The following is a 20,676-nucleotide window of genomic DNA, read 5'->3' as shown; positions in this document are numbered from 1 at the left end:
CTCATACATGCGAGCCAGGGTCGATCGAGGGGTAGGATTCGCGAGGTGAACGGACCGCGTACGAGAACGAGAGACATCGCCCGCGCCGCCGTGCGGTCCGAGCTGGCACAGGTGGCCTACGACCTGATCCGCCGCGAGGGCTTCGACAAGGTGACCGTCAGCGATCTGGCCGCGGCGGCGGGAGTGTCCCGCAGCACCTTCCTGCGGTACTTCGGTACGAAGGAGGACGCCGTCCTCGGTGCCGTCGACGCACAGGGTGAACAGCTCGCCGACGCCCTGCGGGCCCGCCCCGCAGCCGAGGACGACTGGACGGCGCTCCGGCGTTCGCTGGACGTCCTCGTCGAGCCCTACCGCCGGGACCCGGCCGAGGCGCTCGCCACCACCCGCCTCATCATGGGCACCCCGGCCCTGTGCGCGCGGCAGCGGGAGAAGCAGAACAGCTGGCGCCCGCTCCTGGTTCCGGCCCTCGCCGAGCGCACCGACCCGCCGCGGCCCGTCACGGTGGCGCTGTCGGTGCGGGCCGGCGCGGCGCTGGAGTGTCTGAACACCGCTCTCGACCACTGGCTCGTGTCCGACGGCGACTTGGACCTCGTCGGCCTCCTGGACGAGGCATTCGCCGCGCTGACGATCGCGTAGGGGACGAGCCCCGACCGGCCCCTTTCCCCGGTTGCCGGGACGAAGCTGTCTCGAATCCTGGGTTCCCTGGCTCGAATCACCTGTTCGGGGGTGACGGAAGCGAACGTACGTTTAGTCTGCTTCTCATGGCGCACGAGACCGGTCACCGCAACCACCGTTCCAGGGGTGACGCGTCGCGTTCGCGCCGTCGTCCCGTCATAGCGACGCTGGTGGCGGTCGCTGCCGTAGCAGGGGTCGGCTACGGCGGATACGCGGCGCTGGCGGGTGGTTCCAGGGAGGACCCGGAGGTCCGTGCGGCCACCGATCAGCTGACGAAGTTCCTCGCCGCGTGGGAGTCGGGCGACGCCGAGGCGGCCGGTTCGTTCACGGACACGCCGGCCAACGCGGAATCGCTCATCAAGTCCGTCATGACGAACCTGAAGCCGTCGAAGACCACCATCTCCGCGGGCTCCGGGAAGAAGATGGAAGGCGAGGTCCACATCCCGTTCTCCGTCGAGATGGCGATACCCGACGCCGGCGGCTTCGCGTGGGAGTCAGAGGCCAAGGTCGTCTCGAAGCAGGGGAAATGGGAGGTGGAGTTCACTTCCCCCATGATCCATCCGAAGCTGGCCGCCGGGCAGACCCTCGCCCTCCAGTCCAAGGAGCGCGCGGCCGTGCTCGATACCAACGGGGACGAACTGCTGGCGCCCTCCCTGGTCGGCGCGGTCGACGCCGAGAGCGGCAAGGGGGTCTCCGGACTCCAGGCCCGGTACGACAAGCAGCTCACCGGCGGCGGAGGCGGCGCCAAGTCCGTCGCGATCGTGGACCGAGGGTCCGGGCAGGCCGTGAAGCGGCTCACCGAGGTCGGGGGCGCCGAGGCCAAGCCGGTGAAGACCACCATCGACCCGAAGATCCAGCGGGCCGCCGCCGACGCGCTGGACGGCGTCACGAAGAACGCCGCCCTCGTCGCCATCGAACCGTCCACCGGGCATGTCCTCGCCGCGGCCAACAACCCCGGCGGCATGAACCGCGCCCTCGAAGGCCGTTACCCGCCGGGCTCCACCTTCAAGGTCGTCACCGCCGCCGCGCTCCTGAAGGAGGGCCTGAGACCGGGCGACCCGGGCGACTGCCCCAAGTTCGCCGAGGTGAACGGCCAGAAGTTCGAGAACCAGAACCAGTTCACGCTGCCCGCCGGCGCCACCTTCAAGGACTCGTTCGCCAAGTCCTGCAACACCTTCTTCATCAACTCCCGTGCCAAACTCCCGGACGCGGCCCTCCACGACACGGCGACCGCGTTCGGCATCGGCGGCGCGTGGGACGTCGGCATCAGTACGTACGACGGCAGCGTGCCCGTCGCCACGAGCGACAACGACAAGGCAGCCTCCGCCATCGGACAGGCGCGCGTCCAGGCGTCCCCGCTGGTGATGGCCTCCATCGCGGCGACGGTCAAGGACGGCGCGTTCAAGCAGCCGGTCCTCGTGCCCGACGGGGTGAAGAAGAAGTACGAGGCCCCCGCCGCCCTCGACGCGGCGGTCGTGGCGGACCTCCGGGAGATGATGCGGGCGACCGTCACCTTCGGTTCGGGGGCGGTGCTGAAGGACCTCGCGGGCGAGCCGCACGCCAAGACCGGCACGGCCGAGTTCGGCGAGGAGACCCCGCCGCGCACACACGCCTGGATGATTGGCTACCAGGGCGAGCAGGACCTCGCCTGGGCGGTCCTGCTGGAGGACGGCGGCTCGGGCGGCAAGGACGCCGGACCCATCGCGGCGAAGTTCCTGAAGGGCGTCGGCTGACGGCCGCATCGGCTGACGGCCGCGGCTCCTCGAACGGCCGCCCGGCTCAGGAACGCTCCACCCGTACCGGGAAGCGGCTCAGGAACGCTCCACCCGTACAAGGAAGTTGTCGTCAGGCTCCCGCGACAGCACCGAGATCCGCACCCGGTTCTCCTTGTCCGTGAAGGACGTCCCGGGGCCGTACGGCGCGTCCGAGAGCTCCGCGTGCACGTTGGGCCGCCGCGTACAGCCGCCGCTGTTCTCCCTGCTGTCCGAGACCGTCACCGGACCGCGCCCGGTGTCCACGCCCGAATCGACGCGGTAGATGAGGACACCCGGCTCGCAGACGGCCTCGTCGTTGCCCGCCCGGGTCCGTACCTCCACCGCGTAACCGGACTCCTTGGAGACCGGTACGAAGACGACCTTCGGGCCGTCGGGAAGCGCCAGCGGCGAGAGCAGGAACTCGCTCGAACCGTGGCCGGCGGCGCAGCCGACCTGCTCGTCGTCCAGCCAGCCCAGCTTCCACTTGTGCCAGCCCAGCAGGTCGTTGTTGGCGCCCCAGTCCTCGGACATGATGTCCCAGTGCCCGACCGCGCCGCCGCCCTCCGCCGTGTAGAGGTCGGGGAGGCCGAAGACATGGCCGTTCTCGTGCGGCAGCACCCGGTAGCCGGTGTCGGTGTACGAGCCGGAGCCGTCGTCCTGGCGGCTGTAGACGAAGGACGTGTTGGCGAGCGGCACCCCGTCCGCGTGCGGCGCGTCCGCGTTGCCGGAGAACGTCACGGACAGGACGGTGTCCAGCGCCGAGGGCCCGGCGTTGGGCGTGACCAGGACGTTGACCAGGTCGTACGCGCTGAAGTCCACGTCCGTGTCGGCGGCGGCCACGATGTCCTCGACGAGCCGCCGGTAGCCGGGCTCGTACGGTGACCCGCGCTCGATCCCGTACTCCGCGAACGGCACCGGCATCCGCAGCCACTCCCGGACCGGGGCCTCGGCGCGGTAGTCGAGCCGCCCGTACGAGCTGGTCCTGAACCACTCGGACGTCTGCGGGAAGAACTCGGCGAGCCGCTCCGTCGCCTTCACCGGGCCCACCGCGTCCGGGAAGTCGATCATCAGGTTGAGGGCGCGGATCCGCCCGGTGGAGCGGGAGTAGCCGGACGGGGTGGGGAGCCCCTCCGACATCTGTACGGCGGTGCCCGACGCGATACGGCACGGGCCGAGCGCCGAGCCCGTGGTGCTTCCGGGGCCCGCGGAGGCGCGGGTGGGGTGCGGGAGGGTGCCGCTCGCCGATGTCAGGGCGGCGAGGGCGAGCGCGGTGAGGCCGGCGAGGGTGCCGAGCCGGCGGGTGCCGCGGGGGCTGCGGATGCCACGGGTGCCACGCGTGCCGCGGGGGCTGCTGGTGTCGCGGATGCTGCTGGTGCTGCTGGTGTCGCTTCCGGCACGTCCGCCGGCTCTGCCTATCCCACGCCTCTGCTGCATCCGGCCGCCTTCGGTCGCGCGGCAGTCGGCGGTTCTGACTGCTCTCCGTTCGATCACCCTCCGTCGGTCGGCGTGTCGGCGCCCGCTGGGTGCGCCGATCGTGGGTTCTTCCGAGCTTGTGACCTGGATCACATTAAGGGGTGAAATAACCGGGGAGGCTCTCCCCGTTTGCACTCGTGTCCCCGAGAAACGGGGAGGTGTTCCCCGTTTACCTGGGCATTGCCAAGGGTTCGCCGAAGCGTTACGAAGACTCCCGAAAGAAGCGCGACACGTGACCACCGCCAGCGACACCACGGCATCCGGAGCGGCCGGAGAAGCCGGAGCGGCCGTGGAGGCCGGAGCCTCCGGAGCGGCCCGCCGCGTCACGCGTCCACGCGCGGACGCGCTGCGCAACCGGGAGCGGATCGTCGCGGCGGCGCGCGAGATGTTGGTGGAGTACGGTTCAGAGGCGCCGCTGGACGAGATCGCCCGGCGCGCCGGCATCGGCAACGCGACCCTCTACCGTCACTTCCCCGACCGCAGTGCCCTCATCAACGGCGTCGTCCGTTCGGTCATGTCCCGTACGGCGGACGCGGCGGAGCTGCTCCTGGCTGAGGACGCGGTGGCCGAGCGGCCCGACCCGTTCGGCGCGCTGAGCCGCTTCGTGCACACGGCGGCGGACGAGCGGATCGGGGCGCTCTGCCCGATGCTCTCCGAAACCTTCGAACAGAACCGCCCCGATACGCGAGCCGAGCGGGAACGGCTCGAAGGCGCCGCCGAGCGTCTGATGGAGCGGGCGCGTGAGGCGGGGCAGCTGCGCCCGGACGTCGCCGTCACCGACGTGATGATGGCGCTGTCCCAGCTCACCCGTCCGCTGCCGGACTCCGGGTGCCTGAAGCTCGACCGGTTCACGCACCGGCACATCCAACTGCTTCTCGACGGTATGGCGGCCCCGGCCCGGTCCGTACTGCCGGGACCCCCCGCGACCCCGGAGGACCTGCTCCCTCGCCGCCGGTGAGGTGAGCCCATGAACCCCTCGATGACTTCGTAAGTCCCGCAACGTCGCCTGCACTTACGTACCTTTTCGCCCTTCCGTACCCTTAGGTGGATACCTCCATGTCACAAACAGCCGAGAAGAGGCTTCCCGACACGGGAGCCGCGCTTCCCGATCCGAACCGCTGGAAGGCGCTGGTGTTCATCGCCGTCGCCCAGCTGATGGTCGTGCTCGACGCGACGATCGTGAACATCGCGCTGCCCTCCGCCCAGCAGGACCTGGGGATATCGGACGGCAACAAGCAGTGGGTCATCACCGCCTACGCCCTCGCCTTCGGCGGTCTGCTGCTCTTCGGCGGACGCATCGCCGACCTGTGGGGCCGTAAGCGCGCCTTCGTCATCGGTCTGTCCGGCTTCGCCGCCGCGTCCGCCATCGGCGGCGCCGCCAACAGCGAGGCGCTGCTGCTCGGCGCCCGCGCGCTCCAGGGCGCATTCGGCGCGCTGCTCGCACCGGCCGCGCTGTCGCTGCTCGCGGTGACCTTCACCGACGCCAAGGAGCGCGCGAAGGCGTTCGGCATCTTCGGTGCGATCGCCGGTGGCGGTGGCGCCGTGGGCCTGATCCTCGGTGGCTTCCTCACCGAGTACCTGGACTGGCGCTGGACGTTCTTCGTCAACATCCCGTTCGCCGTCGTGGCCGCGCTCGGCGCGTACTTCGTGATCCGGGAGCCCGCGGGCGGACGGAACAGTTCCGCGCTGGACATCCCCGGTGTCGTCCTCTCGACGCTGGGCCTGGTCTCGCTGGTGTACGGCTTCACGCGCGCCGAGTCCGACGGCTGGGGCGACATCTCGACCGTCTCCCTCTTCGTCGCCTCCGCGGTCCTGCTGCTGCTGTTCGTCGTCGTCGAGTCGCGGGTCAAGAACCCGCTGCTGCCGCTGCGCGTGGTCACCAACCGCAACCGCGCCGGCGTCTACCTCTCGCTGGGTCTCGCCATCATCGGCATGTTCGGCCTGTTCCTCTTCCTGACCTACTACCTCCAGGTCGTCGAGGGCTACTCGCCGGTCAAGACGGGCTTCGCCTTCCTGCCGATGATCGTCGGCATGATCACGGGCTCGACCCAGATCGGCGCCCGGCTGATGACCCGGGTCCCGCCGCGGCTGCTGATGGGCCCCGGCTTCCTGGTCGCCGCCGTCGGCATGCTGCTGCTGACCCAGCTGGAGATCGGCTCCTCGTACACCACCCTGATCCTGCCGGCGGAGCTGCTGCTCGGTCTTGGCATGGGTACGGCGTTCATGCCGGCCATGTCCCTCGCCACGCACGGCATCGAGCCGCGTGACGCGGGCGTCGCCTCCGCGATGGTGAACACCTCGCAGCAGGTGGGCGGCGCGATCGGGACGGCGCTGCTGAACACGATCGCGGCCTCCGCCACGACCTCGTACCTCGCCTCGCACGCGGCGGGCGCGAGCGACCAGAAGCTGCTCGCCCTGCAGGGCCTGGTGGCCGGCTTCGCCAGCGCCATCTGGTGGGCTGTCGGCATCCTGGTCGTCGCCTCGGCGATCGCCGTCACCTTCATCAACACCGGCCGCCCCGGCACCTCACCGACCGCTTCTGGCGGCGCGGGCGACGGTGCCGAGGACGAGATGGTGCTGCCGGTGGCGATGCACTGACGGCGGCACGGCGGACGGGCACCGCGCGTACGTAAGCAGGCACTACGTAAGCAGGCACCTACGTAGGCAAGCACCTACGTAAGCAAGCACCTACGTAAGCAAGCACCTACGTAGGCAAGCAAGTACAAGAAACAGAGAACCGGATCTGCCCTGGTACGGCCGCGAGCGAACTCAGCGGCGCCAGGGCAGATCCGCGCCCGTACCCTCCGGCTGAAGCCCGTCGGCCATCAGCCGCATGATCTCGCCGAGCTGCTCCAACTGCGTGGGCGAGAGCCGGTCGAAGAGCGCCTGGCGTACGGCGGCCACATGGCCGGGCGCGGCGCGCTGCAGCACCTTCTCGCCCTCGTCCGTCAGATACGCGTTCTGGCCGCGCTTGTCGGAGGGGCAGTCCTCGCGCTGGACCCAGCCGTGCTGTTCGAGCCGCGCGATCGCGTGCGAGAGCCGGGACCTGGTGATCTTCGCGTCCTTCGCCAGCTGCGTCATCCGCATCCGGCGGCGCGGCGCCTGCGCGAGGTGCACGAGCAGCGCGTAGTAGATGTGCGGCATGCCGGAATCGCGTTGGAGCTGCCGGTCGAGATGGTCGTCCAGCAGCGTGGTCGCGTGGAGGTACACGCGCCAGACGCGCTGCTCCTCGTCGCTGAGCCAGCGCGGCTCCTGATCGCTGTGGACGTCGGCTTCGTTGCCGGTGGCTGCCATGGTCATGCTCTCCACTCTACTCATCATTGAAAGTTAAAGTAAGTGTGGCTAGAGTGGGCGGGATAATGCTTGAGGATTCAAGTGTAGATTCGGGGAGCCGCCATGACCGCCATGAGTACCGCCGCCGCGACCGATACCGCCACCGATGCCGAGCCCACGCCGACGCCGACGCGTATGCCGGCCCTCTACCTCTCCCACGGCGCCCCGCCGCTCGCGGACGACCCGGTCTGGCCCGGTGAACTGGCCGCCTGGTCCGCGGACCTGCCCCGCCCCAAGGCGATCCTGATGGTCTCCGCGCACTGGGAGGAGGCCCCGCTCGCGCTCGGCGCGACCGTGACCGTACCCCTCGTGTACGACTTCTGGGGCTTCCCGGAGCACTACTACCAGGTGCGGTACGACGCGCCCGGCGCCCCCGCGCTCGCCGACTCCGTACGCAAGCTGCTGCGTGCCCCGGGGATGCCCGTACAGGACGTGCCGGACCGGGGGCTCGACCACGGCGCCTACGTACCGCTCGTGGAGATGTTCCCCGACGCGGACATCCCGGTGCTCCAGGTCTCCCTGCCCACGCTCGACCCCCGCAAGCTGCTGGAGGTCGGGCGCAGGCTGGCGCCGCTGCGGGACGAGGGCGTGCTGATCGTCGGCAGCGGCTTCTTCACGCACAACCTGGCCGCGCTGCGGCACACCGGCGGCGGGGTGCCCGGCTGGTCGTCGGAGTTCGACGACTGGGGCGCGCGGGCGCTGGCGGACCAGGACATCGACGCGCTGCTCGACTTCGAGCGGAAGTCCCCGGCCGGGCGGCTGGCCCATCCGCGCACGGAGCACTTCGCGCCGCTCTTCGTCACGCTCGGCGCCGCGGAGGAGGAGCTGGGCAGCGGGCGGAGCGTCATCGACGGATTCTGGCTGGGGATGGCGAAGAGGTCCGTGCAGTTCGGCTGACCGGCACCGGGCCCTGGTTACGGGGCCGGGGATCGCGTCGGGGCCGGAGCGGCCGGAGCGGCTGGGGCGGCCTGGGCGGCTGGGGCGGCCGGGGCGGAAGCGCCCGGGGTCTCGGCGCCCAGGCGCTTCTCGTACCACGCCACGTCCCAGTACGCGTCGAATTTCCGCCCGACCTCTTCGTATGTGCCGATGTGCCGGAAGCCGAACCGCGCGTGCAGCCGGTCCGACGCCTCGTTCGGCCGGGCGATACCGGCGTACGCGCGATGGACGTCCTCCGTCTCCAGGACGGCGAAGAGTGCCTGGTAGAGGAGGCTGCCGATACCGCGCCCGCCGGCGTCCGGCGCGCAGTAGACGGACACCTCCACCGAGGTCGAGTAGGCGGCCTTCGGGCGGAAGGCGCTGCTCGTCGCGTACCCGAGAATGCGGGCAGACGCGACATCCTGAGCAACCAAAAGCCGGTGCGGGCCGTCTTTCGGGTGAGAGCGCAGCCAGCCGAGCCGCTGTTCGGGGGTGAAAGGGGTGGTGTCAAAGGTGATGACGGTCTCACGCACATAGTGGTTGTAGAGGTCGGTCAGCGCCTCAAGATCGGCTTCCTCGCCCGGCCTGACCTGCACTTCTGTACTTATGTACGGCATCTGTTCTCCCCGGTTCGCGGCACAGGGTACTGCATGATCAGAAATTCTCCGCACCGGAGGGGAATTCTGTCCGGATTCCAGTCGTTGTTTCCAACGGATGCAGGGCACCCGGGAGGGTGTCGCGACCTACTCAGTTCAGCAAGGGAGCTCGCATGGCAACCCGTGCCGTCGCCCGTCGTTCCACCACCGCCTCCGGCGCCTCCGGTTCCGGCTCGCGTGGGGCGAAAGCGGCAAGCAGTGTTCGCGCTGTAGGCGGGGAGATCGCCGACCGCGACCTGGTCGGCATGTACCTCGACGAGATAGCGCGCACACCGCTGCTCGACGCCGCAAAGGAAGTCGAGCTGTCCCAGACCATCGAGGCCGGTGTCTACGCCCGGAAGATACTCGACGGCGAGGTGGAGAGCGGGACCGCCGGTGCCGGCGCCTCGCACGAGGAGCTGGAGGCGCTGTACGCGGCGGGGGAGAGCGCGAAGGACGTCTTCATCCGCTCCAACCTCCGTCTTGTGGTGGCCGTCGCCCGGCGTTACCCGCGCAGCGGTCTGCCCCTGCTCGACCTGATCCAGGAGGGCAACGCGGGCCTGGTGCGCGCGGTCGAGAAGTTCGACTACGCCAAGGGCTTCAAGTTCTCCACGTACGCGACCTGGTGGATCCGCCAGGCCATCACCCGCTCCATAGCCGACCAGTCCCGCACGATCCGGCTGCCCGTCCACCTGGTGGAGGAGCTGGGCAGGATCCGCCGCGTGCAGCGCGAGTTCAACCGGGAGCACGGCCGGGACCCGGAGCCCGCCGAGGTCGCCGCCGAGCTCGACTCGAACCCGGCGCGCGTCCTGGACGTCCTCGACTGGGCCCGTGACCCGGTCAGCCTGAACATGTCGGTGGACGACGACGGCGACACGCAGTTCGGCGACCTGCTGGAGGACACCTCCGCCATCTCGCCCGAGCAGTCCGTCCTCACGCTGCTGCGCAGCGAGGAGCTGGAGGACCTGATCAGCAAGCTCGACCAGCGCACCGCCTCGATCATCAAGATGCGGTACGGAATCGACGACGGCCGGGAGCGCACGCTGACCGAGGTCGGCAAGCAGCACGGCCTGACGCGCGAGCGGATCCGGCAGATCGAGAAGCACGCTCTGATGGAGCTGAAAAAGATGGCTCGGGACACAGGTTTCGACGCGGCGGCGTGACGTCGGCGCCCGAGAGCCGTAGTGTCCCCCTTAGCTCGTACCGATCCGCTCCCCGTGAGCGCGGTACGGGACGGCCGATTTATCGGCCGACGGCCGGTATTCGGCCCCGAAGACGAGCCCCGGCACCAACCCCCCCCAGGTGCCGGGGCTCACCTCTGCCCCGGGCCCGCCTCTTGGCCCTCTTCCTGGCGGGCCACCGGGCGGGCCACCGCGCGGGTCAGCCTGGCGCCCAGCTCGCTCAGGAAATCGGTGAGCCCGGCCGGTTCGTGGACGGTGAACTCGCAGTCCACCAGCGCCAGTCGCAGCGCCAGCCACTCCAGCGAATCGTGCACCGTGCCGCGCAGCCGGCAGGAGTCGGGCCCCGTCGCCTCCGGGGCGCCGAGATGGCGCGGCAGCCGGGCCGCCACGAACGCCGCCGGTGCCCGGAAGTCCACGTCCAGCTCCAGCCGGGGCTTCATGCCCGACATCGACGCGCTCAGATACTCCGCCGCGTCCCCGCCCGTCGGCAGCTCGCGCGGCGCGAACCGGGCGCCGGTCGCGAACGGCTCGCCCACGCGGTCGACCCGGAACGTACGCCAGTCCTCCCGCCCGAGGTCGTACGCGACCAGATACCAGCGCCGGCCCGTCGAGACCAGGCGGTACGGCTCGACCTGGCGCTTCGTCTCCGTACCGTCCCCCGAGCGGTAGCCGAAGCGCAGCCGCTCGGTGCCGGTGACGGCGCCCGCCAGGACGGTCAGGGTGCGCGGATCGATGGTCGCGCCGTCGCCGCGCGTGAGCGGTACGGTCGCGGCCTGGAGCGTCGACACGCGGTGCCGCAGCCGGGCCGGCAGCACCTGCTCCAGCTTGGCGAGGGCCCGTACGGACGCCTCGTCGACGCCCTCGATGGCATGGCCCGCACCGGCCCGCAGCCCGACGGCGATGGCCACGGCCTCCTCGTCGTCGAGGAGCAGCGGTGGCATCGCCGCCCCCGCGACCAGCCGGTAGCCGCCGACCGCGCCCATCGTGGCCTCGACGGGATAGCCGAGGGCGCGCAGCCGGTCGATGTCGCGGCGGATGGTGCGCGGGCTGACGCCGAGGCGCCCGGCCAGCTCGCTGCCGGGCCATTCGCGCGGGGTCTGGAGCAGCGAGAGCAGGCTGAGCAGCCGGGCCGGGGTATCGGTCATACGGCCATCGTGCGCGTCATCGAGGACACTTTCCGACCTAGATGGCTTCTAGCGTCGGCCGCATGAGTTCTTCCACCACCGCCGAACCCGCTCTGGACCCGACGCCCGACCCCGGCCACCGGCTCGACGCCCACCTTCCCCCGGACCCCGCGCCCGACAGCCGCCGCTGGCTGGCGCTGGCCATCGTCATGACGGCCGCCTTCATGGACCTGGTCGATGTGACCATCGTCAATATCGCCGTCCCGAGCATGGAAAGGGACCTGGGGGCCTCGTTCGGGGCGATCCAGTGGATCACCGCCGGCTATGCGCTGGCGTTCGCCGCCGGCCTGATCACCGGTGGCCGGCTCGGTGACATCTACGGCCGTAAAAGGCTCTTCCTGATAGGTATCACCGGCTTTACGATCGCCTCCGCGCTCTGCGGCTTCGCGGTCAACCCGGAGATGCTCGTCGGCTCCCGGCTGCTCCAGGGCGCGATGGCCGCGATGATGGTGCCGCAGGTGCTCTCGATCATCCATGTCACCTTCCCGGCGCACGAACGCGGCAAGGTCTTCGGGATGTTCGGCGCGATCGTCGGTCTGGGCGCCGTCTCGGGACCGCTGCTCGGCGCCCTGCTCACGCAGTGGAACCTTTTCGGGCTCGAATGGCGCCCGATCTTCCTGATCAACCTGCCGGTCGGCATCGCGGGCGTGCTGCTGGGCCGGAGGTTCATCACCGAGTCCAGGGCACCCAAGGCGCTCCGGCTCGACCTGGTCGGCGTGGTGCTGGTGACGGCCGCGATGCTGATGCTGGTCTACCCGCTGACGCGCGGGCGCGAGCTGGGCTGGCCGCTGTGGGGGCACCTCTGCATGATCGGCAGCGTCGGCGTGGTCGCGGTGCTGGTGGCGTACGAGCGGCGGAAGGCGCGCGTGGACGGTTCGCCGCTGATCGAGCTGTCGCTGTTCCGGGTGAAGAGCTTCGCCGCGGGCACCGCGGTCCAGCTCACCTTCGGTGTCGCGCTGGGCATCTTCTTCCTGGTCTGGACGCTCTACATGCAGACCGGACTCGGCTGGAGCCCGCTGCGCGCGGGGCTGACCGGGGTGCCGTTCTCGATCGCGGTGTCGGTGGCGGCGGGTCTCTCCGTACAGAAACTGGTCCCGCGCTTCGGCCGGAAGGTGCTCCAGGCGGGCGCCCTCACGATGATCGCCGGACTGCTGCTCTACATCGCGGTGGCCGACCGCTACGGCCTGGACATCCACCCGTGGCAGATGGCCGCGCCCCTGGTGGTGATGGGCCTCGGCATGGGCCTGATCGTGGCGCCGCTCACGGACGCGGTCCTGTCGGGGGTGCCGCGCGAACACTCGGGGTCGGCGTCCGGCCTGATCAACACCGTGCAGCAGATGGGCAACGCGCTGGGGCTCGGGCTGGTGTCGGTGGTGTTCTTCGGCGTGGTCGACGACCGGCTCGAGGGCGGTTCCGGCGCGGTGGGCGGGGCCTTCGCGGCCGGTTTCGAGCACGCGATGTGGTGGGTGGTGGCGGTGCTCGCGGTCATCTTCGCGGTGATGTTCGCGCTACCGGGACGGCCGAAGCCGCACGAGGAGGACGCGAAGGCGTAGCGCTTTTTTTTGGGGGGGCTCCGGCTCCGTACGGGACTCCCGTACGGAGCCGGAGCCCCTCAACGCTTGTCGCGCGACGCCACCTGGGCGAAGGTCATCAGCGCCAGGGCGGTCACGAAGCCGATCGCGGCCGGAGTGGTGAAGAAACGCAGCTCCGTGCCCCGGTCGTCGATCAGCAGACCGCCGGCCAGCTGGAGCGCGAAAGCCGCCGCCATGACGAGCAGCCCATAGCCCCACAGCCGCGGCCGGAACATCCCCTTGCGTAGCCAGGGGAACACCCAGCCGGCCGTGAGCGCGGCTGTCCCGCCCGCCCCGGCGAGCACCACCATGGACGCGTTCAGCGCTACAGCGTACCCATTCATCGTTCTGCCCTGCCCCCTGACCCCTGCCCTGTGGACCACATGTCCACGAACGTCCACATGATGCCTGATCATGTCCGCACCATGCCCGGATCTGTTTACTTTGTGGAAATGTCGGCGTAGCCTTCCGTCGAAACCACAGGTTCGGGCACGGAACGGACGTAAAACCACATGTACGCACCGGAGCGTCAGCAGGAGATCCTGCGCCTGGCCCGCGAGGGCGGCCGGGTCGATGTGCTGTCGCTGGCCGAGGAGTTCCAGGTCACCGCCGAGACCGTACGGCGCGATCTCAAGGCGCTGGACAGGGCCGGGCTCGTCCGGCGGGTGCACGGCGGGGCCATACCCGCCGGGCGGCTGGACTTCGAGCCGGATCTCGCCGAGCGCGAGTCCACCGCCGCCGACGAGAAGGACCGGATCGCGCACGCGGCCCTCGCCGAACTGCCGCGGGACGGCAGCGTGATCCTCGACGCCGGTTCGACCGTGGCGCGGCTCGCGGCGGCGCTGCCGCTGGACTGCGGGCTCACCGTGGTCACGCACGGGCTGCCCGTCGCCGCCCGCCTCGCCGACCACCCGGGGATCGATCTGCACCTGGTCGGGGGCAGGGTCCGGCACCGTACCCGTGCGGCCGTCGACGCCTGGGCGCTGCGCGCGTACAGCGAGATCCGCGCCGATGTCCTCTTCCTCGGCACCAACGGATTCTCGCCCGAGGGCGGCCTCACCACCCCGGACCTCGCCGAGGCCGCCGTGAAGCGCGCGCTCATCGGCGCCGCCCGGCGGGTGGTGCTGCTCGCCGACTCGGCCAAGCACGGCCAGGAGCACTTCGCGCGCTTCGGCACCCTCGCCGATGTCGACCTGCTCATCACCGACAGCGGGCTCAGCCCTTCGGATGTCGCGGCGGTCGAGGCCGCGGGCACCGAAGTGCTGAGTGTTTAGGAGCACCGCCGCCATGATCCTCACCGTCACCCCCAACCCCAGCCTGGACCGTACGTACGAGGTCCCTGCGCTGGACCGCGGCGAAGTGCTGCGCGCCACGGCCGAGCGCATGGACCCCGGCGGCAAGGGCGTCAACGTCTCGCGGGCGGTCGCCGCCGCCGGCCGGCGTACCGTCGCCGTGCTGCCGCTCGGCGGCGCGCCGGGCGCGCTCGTCGCGGAACTGCTCGCGGAGCAGGGCATCGAGGTCGTACCGGTGCCGGTCGCGGGGGCGACCCGGTCGAACATCGCGCTCGCAGAGCCCGACGGCACCCTGACGAAGATCAACGCGCCCGGTCCCGAGCTGACCGCCGCCGAGTCGGAGGCGCTGCTCGCCACCGTCCGCGCCCGGATCGGCGCCCACGCGGGCGCCGGCGGAGGGTTCGGCCAGGACGGCGACACCGTGACGTGGATCGCCTGCTGCGGCAGCCTGCCGCGCGGGCTGGCCCCCGAGTGGTACGCCGAGCTGGTCGCCCGCGCCCACGACGCCGGGGCCCGGATCGCGCTCGACACCTCGGGGCCCTCGCTGCTGGCCGCGCTCCGCGAGCGCCCGGACGTCGTGAAGCCGAACGCCGAAGAGCTGGCCCAGGCCGTCGGCCGCCCCCTCGCCACGGTGGGGGACGCGGTCAAGGCGGCCGAGGAGCTGCGGACGTACGGCGCCGCGACGGTCCTCGCCAGCCTCGGCGCGGACGGCCAGCTGCTGGTCACGGAGGCGGGCACGTACTTCGGCTCCGCCACGGTCACCTCGGTCCGCAGCAATGTGGGCGCGGGTGACGCCTCACTCGCCGGGTTCCTGGCGGCCGGCGGCGAAGGCCCGGCGGCGCTGGCGTCCGCCGTCGCGCACGGCGCGGCGGCCGTACAGCTGCCGGGCAGCGTGATGCCGTCACCGGGGGACCTGGACCTGTCGGCGGTTACGGTGACCGCGGATGTCCCGCTGGACCGTCTTCTCACGGAGCCCGCCTCATGAGCCCGAGCTTCAGTTCCCTTCCCCTCCCGTACCCCCTTCCCCTCTTCCCCCTCCTTCCCCTTCCTCCCCACCGCGCGATAAGCGAGCAAAGGAGCCCGCGATGAGCGACATGATCACCGCGGACCTGGTCGACCTCGACCTGGCCGCCGAGACAAAGGAAGCAGCGGCCCGTTCGCTGGCCGAGCGGATGGTGACCCTGGGCCGGGTCACCGACCTGGACGGCTTCCTGGCCGATGTGGCCGCGCGCGAGGCGCAGATGCCCACTGGCCTCGACGGCGGCATCGGGATCCCGCACTGCCGCAGCGCCCACGTCAGCGAGCCGACGCTGGGCTTCGGCCGCTCCCCCCGGGGCATCGACTTCGGCGCCCCCGACGGCCCGGCGGACCTGATCTTCCTGATCGCGGCCCCGGCCGGTGCGGACGACGCGCATCTGACGATCCTCTCGGCGCTGGCCCGCCGCCTCATGAACGAGGAGTTCACGACGGCACTGCGGTCCGCGACCGACGCGTCGGCCGCCGCGGCTCTCATCCGCGGCGAGGAGCCCGAGGAGACCCCGGCGGCGACTGCCGCACCCGTCGCCACGGAAACAGCCTCAGAGACGCCCCCGGTGGCGCCCGAGACCCCGAAGAGCGCCGCGCCCGCGCCGGAGGAGCCGTCTGCGCCCGCCGCGGCCGACTCCGCCGAGCCGTTCCGTATCGTCGCCGTCACCTCCTGCCCCACGGGTATCGCCCACACCTACATGGCCGCCGAGGCCCTGGAGCAGGCCGGGCAGCGGGCCGGCGTCGAGCTGACCGTCGAGCCGCAGGGCTCCTCCGGGTTCAACCGTCTCGACCCGGCCGTCATCGCCGCCGCCGACGCGGTGATCTTCGCCCACGACGTGCCGGTACGGGAGAAGGAGCGCTTCGCCGGGAAGCCCACGGTCGACGTCGGCGTCAAGGCCGGCATCAACCGCCCCGACGAACTGATCACCGAAGTACGCGGCAAGGCGGCCCGCGGCGAGGTCACCGCCTCGGCCGGCCACCCCACGCCCGTCGAGAGCGCCGGGGAACCCGGTGAGGGCTACGGCACCAAGCTGCGCAAGTGGCTGATGTCCGGCGTGAGTTACATGGTCCCGTTCGTCGCGGCGGGCGGCCTCCTCATCGCCCTCGGCTTCGCCATCGGCGGCTACACCATCAACAAGGCGCCTTCGGTCGCCGAGCACTTCGTCTGGACGGACCACCTCAGCTGGGCGGCCCTGCTCTTCCAGATCGGCGGCCTGGCCTTCGGCTTCCTGGTGCCCGTCCTTGCGGGCTATATCGCCTACGGCATGGCCGACCGTCCCGGTCTGGTGCCCGGCTTCGTCGGCGGCATGATCGCCACCACCATCAACGCGGGCTTCCTCGGCGGGCTGGCCGCCGGTCTGATCGCCGGTGGCACCGTGATGGCCATCCAGCGGGTCCGGGTGCCCTCCGTACTGCGCGGGATCATGCCGGTGGTCGTGATTCCCCTCCTGTCCTCCATCGTCGTCGGCTTCCTGATGTTCCTGGTGGTCGGCAAACCGATCGCCGAACTGCAGAAGGCCCTGACCGACTGGCTGTCCGGCCTCTCCGGCGCCAACGCGATCGTCCTCGGCGTCATCCTCGGCCTGATGATGTGCTTCGACCTCGGCGGCCCGCTGAACAAGGTCGCCTACGCCTTCGCGGTCGGCGGCCTCGCCAACCCCAACCCCGGCAGCCTCAAGGTCATGGCCGCCGTCATGGCCGCGGGCATGGTCCCGCCGCTCGCGATGGCGCTCGCCACGACCGTGCGCGGCAAGCTGTTCACCCGTACCGAACGGGAGAACGGCAAGGCGGCCTGGTTCCTCGGCGCCTCCTTCATCACCGAGGGCGCCATCCCGTTCGCGGCGGCCGACCCGCTGCGGGTCATCCCGTCCGCCATGGCGGGCGGGGCCGTCACCGGCGCGCTCTCCATGCTCTTCGAGTGCACCCTGCGCGCTCCGCACGGCGGCGTCTTCGTGATCCCGCTGATCGGTCACCCGATCCTCTACCTGATCGCCATCGCGGCGGGTACGGCCGTCAGCGCCGGGCTGGTCATCCTGCTGAAGGGCGCCCGCAGGACGGGCGGTCCCGACCGGTCGGAGGAGCCGATAGCCGCCGGTGACACCGGGGCCACGGCCCCGGCCGAGACCAAGTTGCCGGTGGCCGTCTGACCGCCGCCTTCCCCCGTGGGTCGTACGCCCGTCCACCCCTGGCGGCCGTACGACCCACACCCATGACATCCCCTGGGCCTCGGACCGACCGGTCTTATCTCACCTGCGCGCGGAGCTCCATGGCCTCGCGCGCCGCGCTCTCCGTCTCGTAGACCTCGCACATATGGCGGCCGTCCCGCGTCGCCGTGTGCTCGACCTCCCAGAGGCTCGTCTCACTGCCGTCGATCAGCAGGAACGCGTGCTCGTACAGCATGAACCCGGCGTCCTTGCCCTCGACCTGGCACTGCCGGCCGAAGACCTGTGTGATGTGGTGCGCGAACGCCGTCTTCAGCATCCGTCCGGTCTCCTCGCCCGGCCGGTCGTCGTTCTCCGCCCGGCGCAGCACCCGGCGCGCGTGGTCGGGGGAGTTGTCCGGGGAGTACATCCGGTGCCGGGTCGCGGGCGCCGGCGCGGGCAGCGCCCGCAGCGCGCGGAGCAGCGCGAGATGCGCGTCGATCTCCGCCGTACGCTCCGACTCCAGCTCCGCGAGCAGTCCGGCCGCGAGATCGTCCGTGGCCGGATCGCCGGTATGGGACTCCGCCTCGGGGGCGGCCGGATACGCGGCGTCCGCCGGTCCCTCCCAGCTCTCTCCGGCGAACGGGGAGCACAGCGGCCCCTCCGCACCGCCGATGCGGCCGAGGCGTGCCGCGGCGAGCTGGGCCTCGGACTCCTCCCCGTACAGCTCGTGCAGCCGCGCGCCGTCCCGGCCGGTGTTGTGCACCAGCTCCCACAGGCTGAGCGCGCTGCCGTCGTCGAGCAGATAGGTGTGCCGGTACGTCTCGCGGTGCAGCCCCGCACTGTGGTGCGCGGAACACAGCGAGCTGGCGTGCGCCAGCGCACGGTCGAGTCCCTCGACCAACGTGTCAGGCAGGTCGAAGGAGTTGAGTGCCCGACCCAGGAGTCGCTCGAGGTGCGTCTCGGTTGTCTCGTAGGGATCGTTCAAGATGGGTCTCCAGGCCGTCGCCACATGTCACTTGGTGATTGCATAACGTAGTGCCTAGGGCTGACATCGCGTCCTAAGTTTTGGAAAACGAAGGGGGCGCACGCAAAGTTCTTTCGCGCCCCCGGTCAACCCGCCGGTCGCGCCCCTCAGTCGAGTCCGTACAAATCATGGTACGAAGGAAACGTCCCGCCGAGGCCGTCCACGCCCTTCGCCGCGCGGACGGCCGAGACTATTGCCCTGGTCACCACGTCCGCACCGGCCGCCAGCACTTCGTTGAGAGCGAGTTGATCCGTCGCGTCGAGCGGGCGAACACCGGTCGACATCGCGAATACCGTATCGCCGTCATTGAGAAGATGCACCGGACGGACGGCGCGCGCTATGCCGTCGTGCGCCGTCCCCGCGAGCTTCTGCGCCTGGGCACGGGAGAGTTCGGCGTCGGTGGCGACGACGGCCAGCGTGGTGTTCAGCGGAGCGGGCCCGTTCCGCTCGCTCAGTTCGGCCAGCCGCTCGCACGCCGCCCGGTGGACCTCGGGCGCCGGATACTCCGCACGGCCGCTGAAGTAGCGCCCGTACAGCACCCCCGTCAGCGGATCGACCACCGAACCCGCCGCGTTGGCCACGACCAGGGCGGCCACGGTCGCCCCGGAGTCCAGCACCACACTCGCCGTACCCGTCCCGCCCTTCAGCGGGCCGACCAGCGCGCCCGTGCCCGCGCCCACCGCGCCCTCCTCGACAGGCGCCCCGAGGGCCGTCCCGGCCGCGGCCTCCACCGCCGCCCGCCCCGTCGCCGCGTCCGGCCGTATCCGCCAGTCACCACCGCGCCCCAGATCGAAGACGCCCGCGGCCGGCACGACCGGCACCACCTGCCCGGGGTCAGGCCCCACCCGCACCCCGCGCCCGTGTTCCTCCAGCCACGCCATCACCCCGGCCGCCGCGTCAAGACCGAACGCGCTGCCGCCCGTCAGGACGATGGCCTCGATCCGCTGGACGATATTGCGTGGATCGAGAGCCTCGATCTCCTTCGTGGCAGGACCGCCGCCCCGCACATCCACGGCCGCGACCACGCCGCCCTCCGGAGCCAGCACAACCGTGGTCCCGGTCAACGCCCGGTCCCCGGCCACCCGCGCGTGCCCCACCCGCAGCCCCGCCACATCGGTCAGTGCGTCATTCCTCGCCATAATCCCCATGCGTACCACGTGGGTACGACAACTCCCAGGGCCGACGGGTCGTCGCAGGCCGCGGGAACGGTCAGCCGGGCGCGCCCGTACTCTGGAGTGATGAGCACCGCCCCCACCCCTGAGCCGCCGCGACCCAGTCCGGCGCTGATCTTCGACGACCCGCTGGACCAGCCGTCCTCGGACGACACGGACCGAGGCTGGGGAGAGCGGCCCGCCGCGAGCGGCGACAGCGCCGCCGACCTCGCGCGCTTCCTCGACGAGAAGCCGCCCCACCACATCTGACCGCGCCCAGCAGGGCGGTACCGCCGTTACCGCGCGGCCGGTCCCGACCCGCCCGGCCCCGGAGCACCGCGCTGCGCCACCAGAGCGTCCCTGATCTCCTTCAGCACCTCCAGCTCGCTGACCTCCAGAACCTCCTTGACCTCCTCCTTGGCCGCCTGGAGCCTGGCCCGCCGGGCCAGATACCTGGACATCGGCAGCACCATCAGGAAGTAGACGACGGCGGCCGTGATCAGGAAGGTCAGAACGGCGCTGAGCACCGATCCCCACATGATCGGGATACCGGTGACCACCTCGCCCCCCTTCGTCACGCACGGCGCCTTGAGGCAGGAGCTGTAGTGATCCAGGTCCTTCGTGCCGAAGGCGCCCACCAGCGGGTTGATCACGCCCTTCACCAGCGAGTTCACCACGTTGGTGAAAGCCGCGCCGATAACGACCGCGACCGCGAGGTCGATCACGTTGCCGCGCATCAGGAAGGCTTTGAAGCCCGCCAGCACGCTTTCCTTCTCTTTGCTCACGAGTGAGCCTTTCTTCACATGTGCCGTAGGAATGACAAACTGCTGCGAAACCTACGGCAGCCAGTGCCCACGCTGTCCAATCCGCATGCGCGATCAGGCGACGTGACACCTCACGTGTTCGACCCGGCGCGCCATGTCTCAGCACAGCGTCACCGCCAGCCGCGAGGTGGCGCTCGCGCCGGCCAGCGCCACCGCGGTGGCGCGCGGCACGGACAGCACGATCAGCGCGCCGCCGTCCGTGAGGCCCTCCCGCACCCGCGGGATCTCGGACACCCGCGCGCCCTCGGCGACCACCCGGGCCTCGGACTCACCCTCCGCCCCGGCGATCACATCGACGCGGTCGCCCCGGCGCAGCAGCCTGACCGTCGCCGCGTCCGCGATACGTACGGGAGCGGACACCATCCCCGGAGGCCGGTGCGCGCGGCGCCGGGCGGGCGGCGGGCCCGCCGCCACGGCGCGGGCGGCGGCCGAGAACACGACTGAACTCCACTCACTCAAGCTGCGATCTCGGATTAGGGGGTGAGCGTTTTGAT

Annotated in this window: 20 protein-coding genes; 11 read left to right on the top strand and 9 right to left on the bottom strand. The window is 70.9% G+C overall.

What is annotated here, in order from left to right; all coding sequences use genetic code 11:
- Positions 1-45: 45 nt before the first annotated feature.
- Positions 46-636, top strand: coding sequence for a TetR family transcriptional regulator (locus AB0389_RS23995; protein WP_366397521.1), 591 nt, complete (start codon positions 46-48; stop codon positions 634-636).
- A gap of 125 nt (positions 637-761) precedes the next feature.
- Positions 762-2,408: a penicillin-binding transpeptidase domain-containing protein gene (locus AB0389_RS23990; protein ID WP_366397520.1), complete on the top strand. Its 1,647-nt coding sequence runs from the start codon at positions 762-764 to the stop codon at positions 2,406-2,408.
- 78 nt (positions 2,409-2,486) lie between these two features.
- Here AB0389_RS23990 and AB0389_RS23985 read toward each other — a convergent pair whose 3' ends face one another.
- A complete protein-coding gene (locus AB0389_RS23985) occupies positions 2,487-3,863 on the bottom strand; it encodes a M6 family metalloprotease domain-containing protein (RefSeq protein WP_366397519.1) in 1,377 nt (458 codons plus the stop codon).
- Between the two features lie 328 nt (positions 3,864-4,191).
- On the opposite strand from AB0389_RS23985, the gene AB0389_RS23980 reads away from it, so the two are divergent.
- Both AB0389_RS23980 and AB0389_RS23975 read left to right on the top strand, forming a co-directional pair.
- Positions 4,192-4,860 (top strand): TetR/AcrR family transcriptional regulator, encoded by a 669-nt coding sequence (locus AB0389_RS23980; RefSeq protein ID WP_366397610.1) that lies wholly within the window; start codon positions 4,192-4,194, stop codon positions 4,858-4,860.
- Between the two features lie 98 nt (positions 4,861-4,958).
- Positions 4,959-6,500, top strand: coding sequence for an MFS transporter (locus AB0389_RS23975; protein WP_366397518.1), 1,542 nt, complete (start codon positions 4,959-4,961; stop codon positions 6,498-6,500).
- Positions 6,501-6,671: 171 nt separating this feature from the next.
- Here AB0389_RS23975 and AB0389_RS23970 read toward each other — a convergent pair whose 3' ends face one another.
- On the bottom strand, positions 6,672-7,196 hold the full coding sequence (locus AB0389_RS23970; RefSeq protein ID WP_366397609.1) for a MarR family transcriptional regulator: 525 nt from the start codon (positions 7,194-7,196) through the stop codon (positions 6,672-6,674).
- A 174-nt stretch (positions 7,197-7,370) separates the two neighbouring features.
- Here AB0389_RS23970 and AB0389_RS23965 point away from each other — a divergent pair, with 174 nt between their 5' ends.
- Positions 7,371-8,132 carry a class III extradiol ring-cleavage dioxygenase gene (locus tag AB0389_RS23965; RefSeq protein WP_366397608.1) on the top strand — a complete coding sequence of 254 codons (762 nt, stop codon included), beginning with the start codon at positions 7,371-7,373 and terminating at the stop codon, positions 8,130-8,132.
- A gap of 17 nt (positions 8,133-8,149) precedes the next feature.
- Here the strand turns inward: AB0389_RS23965 and AB0389_RS23960 are convergent, their stop codons facing one another.
- Complete coding sequence (locus AB0389_RS23960) at positions 8,150-8,767, bottom strand: N-acetyltransferase family protein (RefSeq protein ID WP_366397517.1); 618 nt, start codon at positions 8,765-8,767, stop codon at positions 8,150-8,152.
- 152 nt (positions 8,768-8,919) lie between these two features.
- Between AB0389_RS23960 and AB0389_RS23955 the strand changes: the two genes are divergently transcribed.
- Positions 8,920-9,948, top strand: coding sequence for a sigma-70 family RNA polymerase sigma factor (locus tag AB0389_RS23955; protein WP_366397516.1), 1,029 nt, complete (start codon positions 8,920-8,922; stop codon positions 9,946-9,948).
- A 149-nt stretch (positions 9,949-10,097) separates the two neighbouring features.
- On the opposite strand, the gene AB0389_RS23950 is transcribed toward AB0389_RS23955, so the two are convergent.
- Positions 10,098-11,111, bottom strand: a complete 1,014-nt coding sequence (locus AB0389_RS23950) for a YafY family protein (protein ID WP_366397515.1) — start codon at positions 11,109-11,111, stop codon at positions 10,098-10,100.
- Between the two features lie 188 nt (positions 11,112-11,299).
- Between AB0389_RS23950 and AB0389_RS23945 the strand changes: the two genes are divergently transcribed.
- On the top strand, positions 11,300-12,703 hold the full coding sequence (locus AB0389_RS23945; protein WP_366397607.1) for an MFS transporter: 1,404 nt from the start codon (positions 11,300-11,302) through the stop codon (positions 12,701-12,703).
- A gap of 59 nt (positions 12,704-12,762) precedes the next feature.
- On the opposite strand, the gene AB0389_RS23940 is transcribed toward AB0389_RS23945, so the two are convergent.
- The gene (locus AB0389_RS23940) at positions 12,763-13,065 is read right to left on the bottom strand and encodes a hypothetical protein (RefSeq protein WP_366397514.1); all 303 of its coding nucleotides are present in this window, start codon (positions 13,063-13,065) and stop codon (positions 12,763-12,765) included.
- Between the two features lie 168 nt (positions 13,066-13,233).
- Between AB0389_RS23940 and AB0389_RS23935 the strand changes: the two genes are divergently transcribed.
- The 3 genes from AB0389_RS23935 to AB0389_RS23925 all read left to right on the top strand — a co-directional run bounded on the left by AB0389_RS23935 (position 13,234) and on the right by AB0389_RS23925 (position 17,186).
- Positions 13,234-13,995: a DeoR/GlpR family DNA-binding transcription regulator gene (locus AB0389_RS23935; RefSeq protein WP_366397513.1), complete on the top strand. Its 762-nt coding sequence runs from the start codon at positions 13,234-13,236 to the stop codon at positions 13,993-13,995.
- Positions 13,996-14,008: 13 nt separating this feature from the next.
- Positions 14,009-14,998, top strand: a complete 990-nt coding sequence (pfkB, locus tag AB0389_RS23930) for a 1-phosphofructokinase (RefSeq protein WP_366397512.1) — start codon at positions 14,009-14,011, stop codon at positions 14,996-14,998.
- 100 nt (positions 14,999-15,098) lie between these two features.
- Entirely contained in the window at positions 15,099-17,186 is a 2,088-nt protein-coding gene (locus AB0389_RS23925; protein WP_366397511.1) for a fructose-specific PTS transporter subunit EIIC, read from the top strand.
- Positions 17,187-17,280: 94 nt separating this feature from the next.
- On the opposite strand, the gene AB0389_RS23920 is transcribed toward AB0389_RS23925, so the two are convergent.
- On the bottom strand, positions 17,281-18,168 hold the full coding sequence (locus AB0389_RS23920) for a DUF6227 family protein (RefSeq protein ID WP_366397510.1): 888 nt from the start codon (positions 18,166-18,168) through the stop codon (positions 17,281-17,283).
- Positions 18,169-18,314: 146 nt separating this feature from the next.
- Positions 18,315-19,346, bottom strand: coding sequence for a P1 family peptidase (locus AB0389_RS23915; protein WP_366397509.1), 1,032 nt, complete (start codon positions 19,344-19,346; stop codon positions 18,315-18,317).
- A 99-nt stretch (positions 19,347-19,445) separates the two neighbouring features.
- Here AB0389_RS23915 and AB0389_RS23910 point away from each other — a divergent pair, with 99 nt between their 5' ends.
- Positions 19,446-19,628 (top strand): hypothetical protein, encoded by a 183-nt coding sequence (locus AB0389_RS23910; RefSeq protein ID WP_366397508.1) that lies wholly within the window; start codon positions 19,446-19,448, stop codon positions 19,626-19,628.
- Between the two features lie 26 nt (positions 19,629-19,654).
- Here the strand turns inward: AB0389_RS23910 and mscL are convergent, their stop codons facing one another.
- Positions 19,655-20,143, bottom strand: coding sequence for a large conductance mechanosensitive channel protein MscL (mscL, locus tag AB0389_RS23905; protein ID WP_366397507.1), 489 nt, complete (start codon positions 20,141-20,143; stop codon positions 19,655-19,657).
- A gap of 138 nt (positions 20,144-20,281) precedes the next feature.
- A partial coding sequence (locus AB0389_RS23900) for a hypothetical protein (RefSeq protein WP_366397506.1) occupies positions 20,282-20,676 on the bottom strand: 395 nt, incomplete at its 5' end.

Source organism: Streptomyces sp. NPDC093109, assembly GCF_040701725.1.
Lineage (GTDB): Bacteria > Actinomycetota > Actinomycetes > Streptomycetales > Streptomycetaceae > Streptomyces.
The sequence above is the reverse complement of the archived record's forward strand: the minus strand, read 5'-3'. Positions and strand labels throughout refer to the sequence as shown.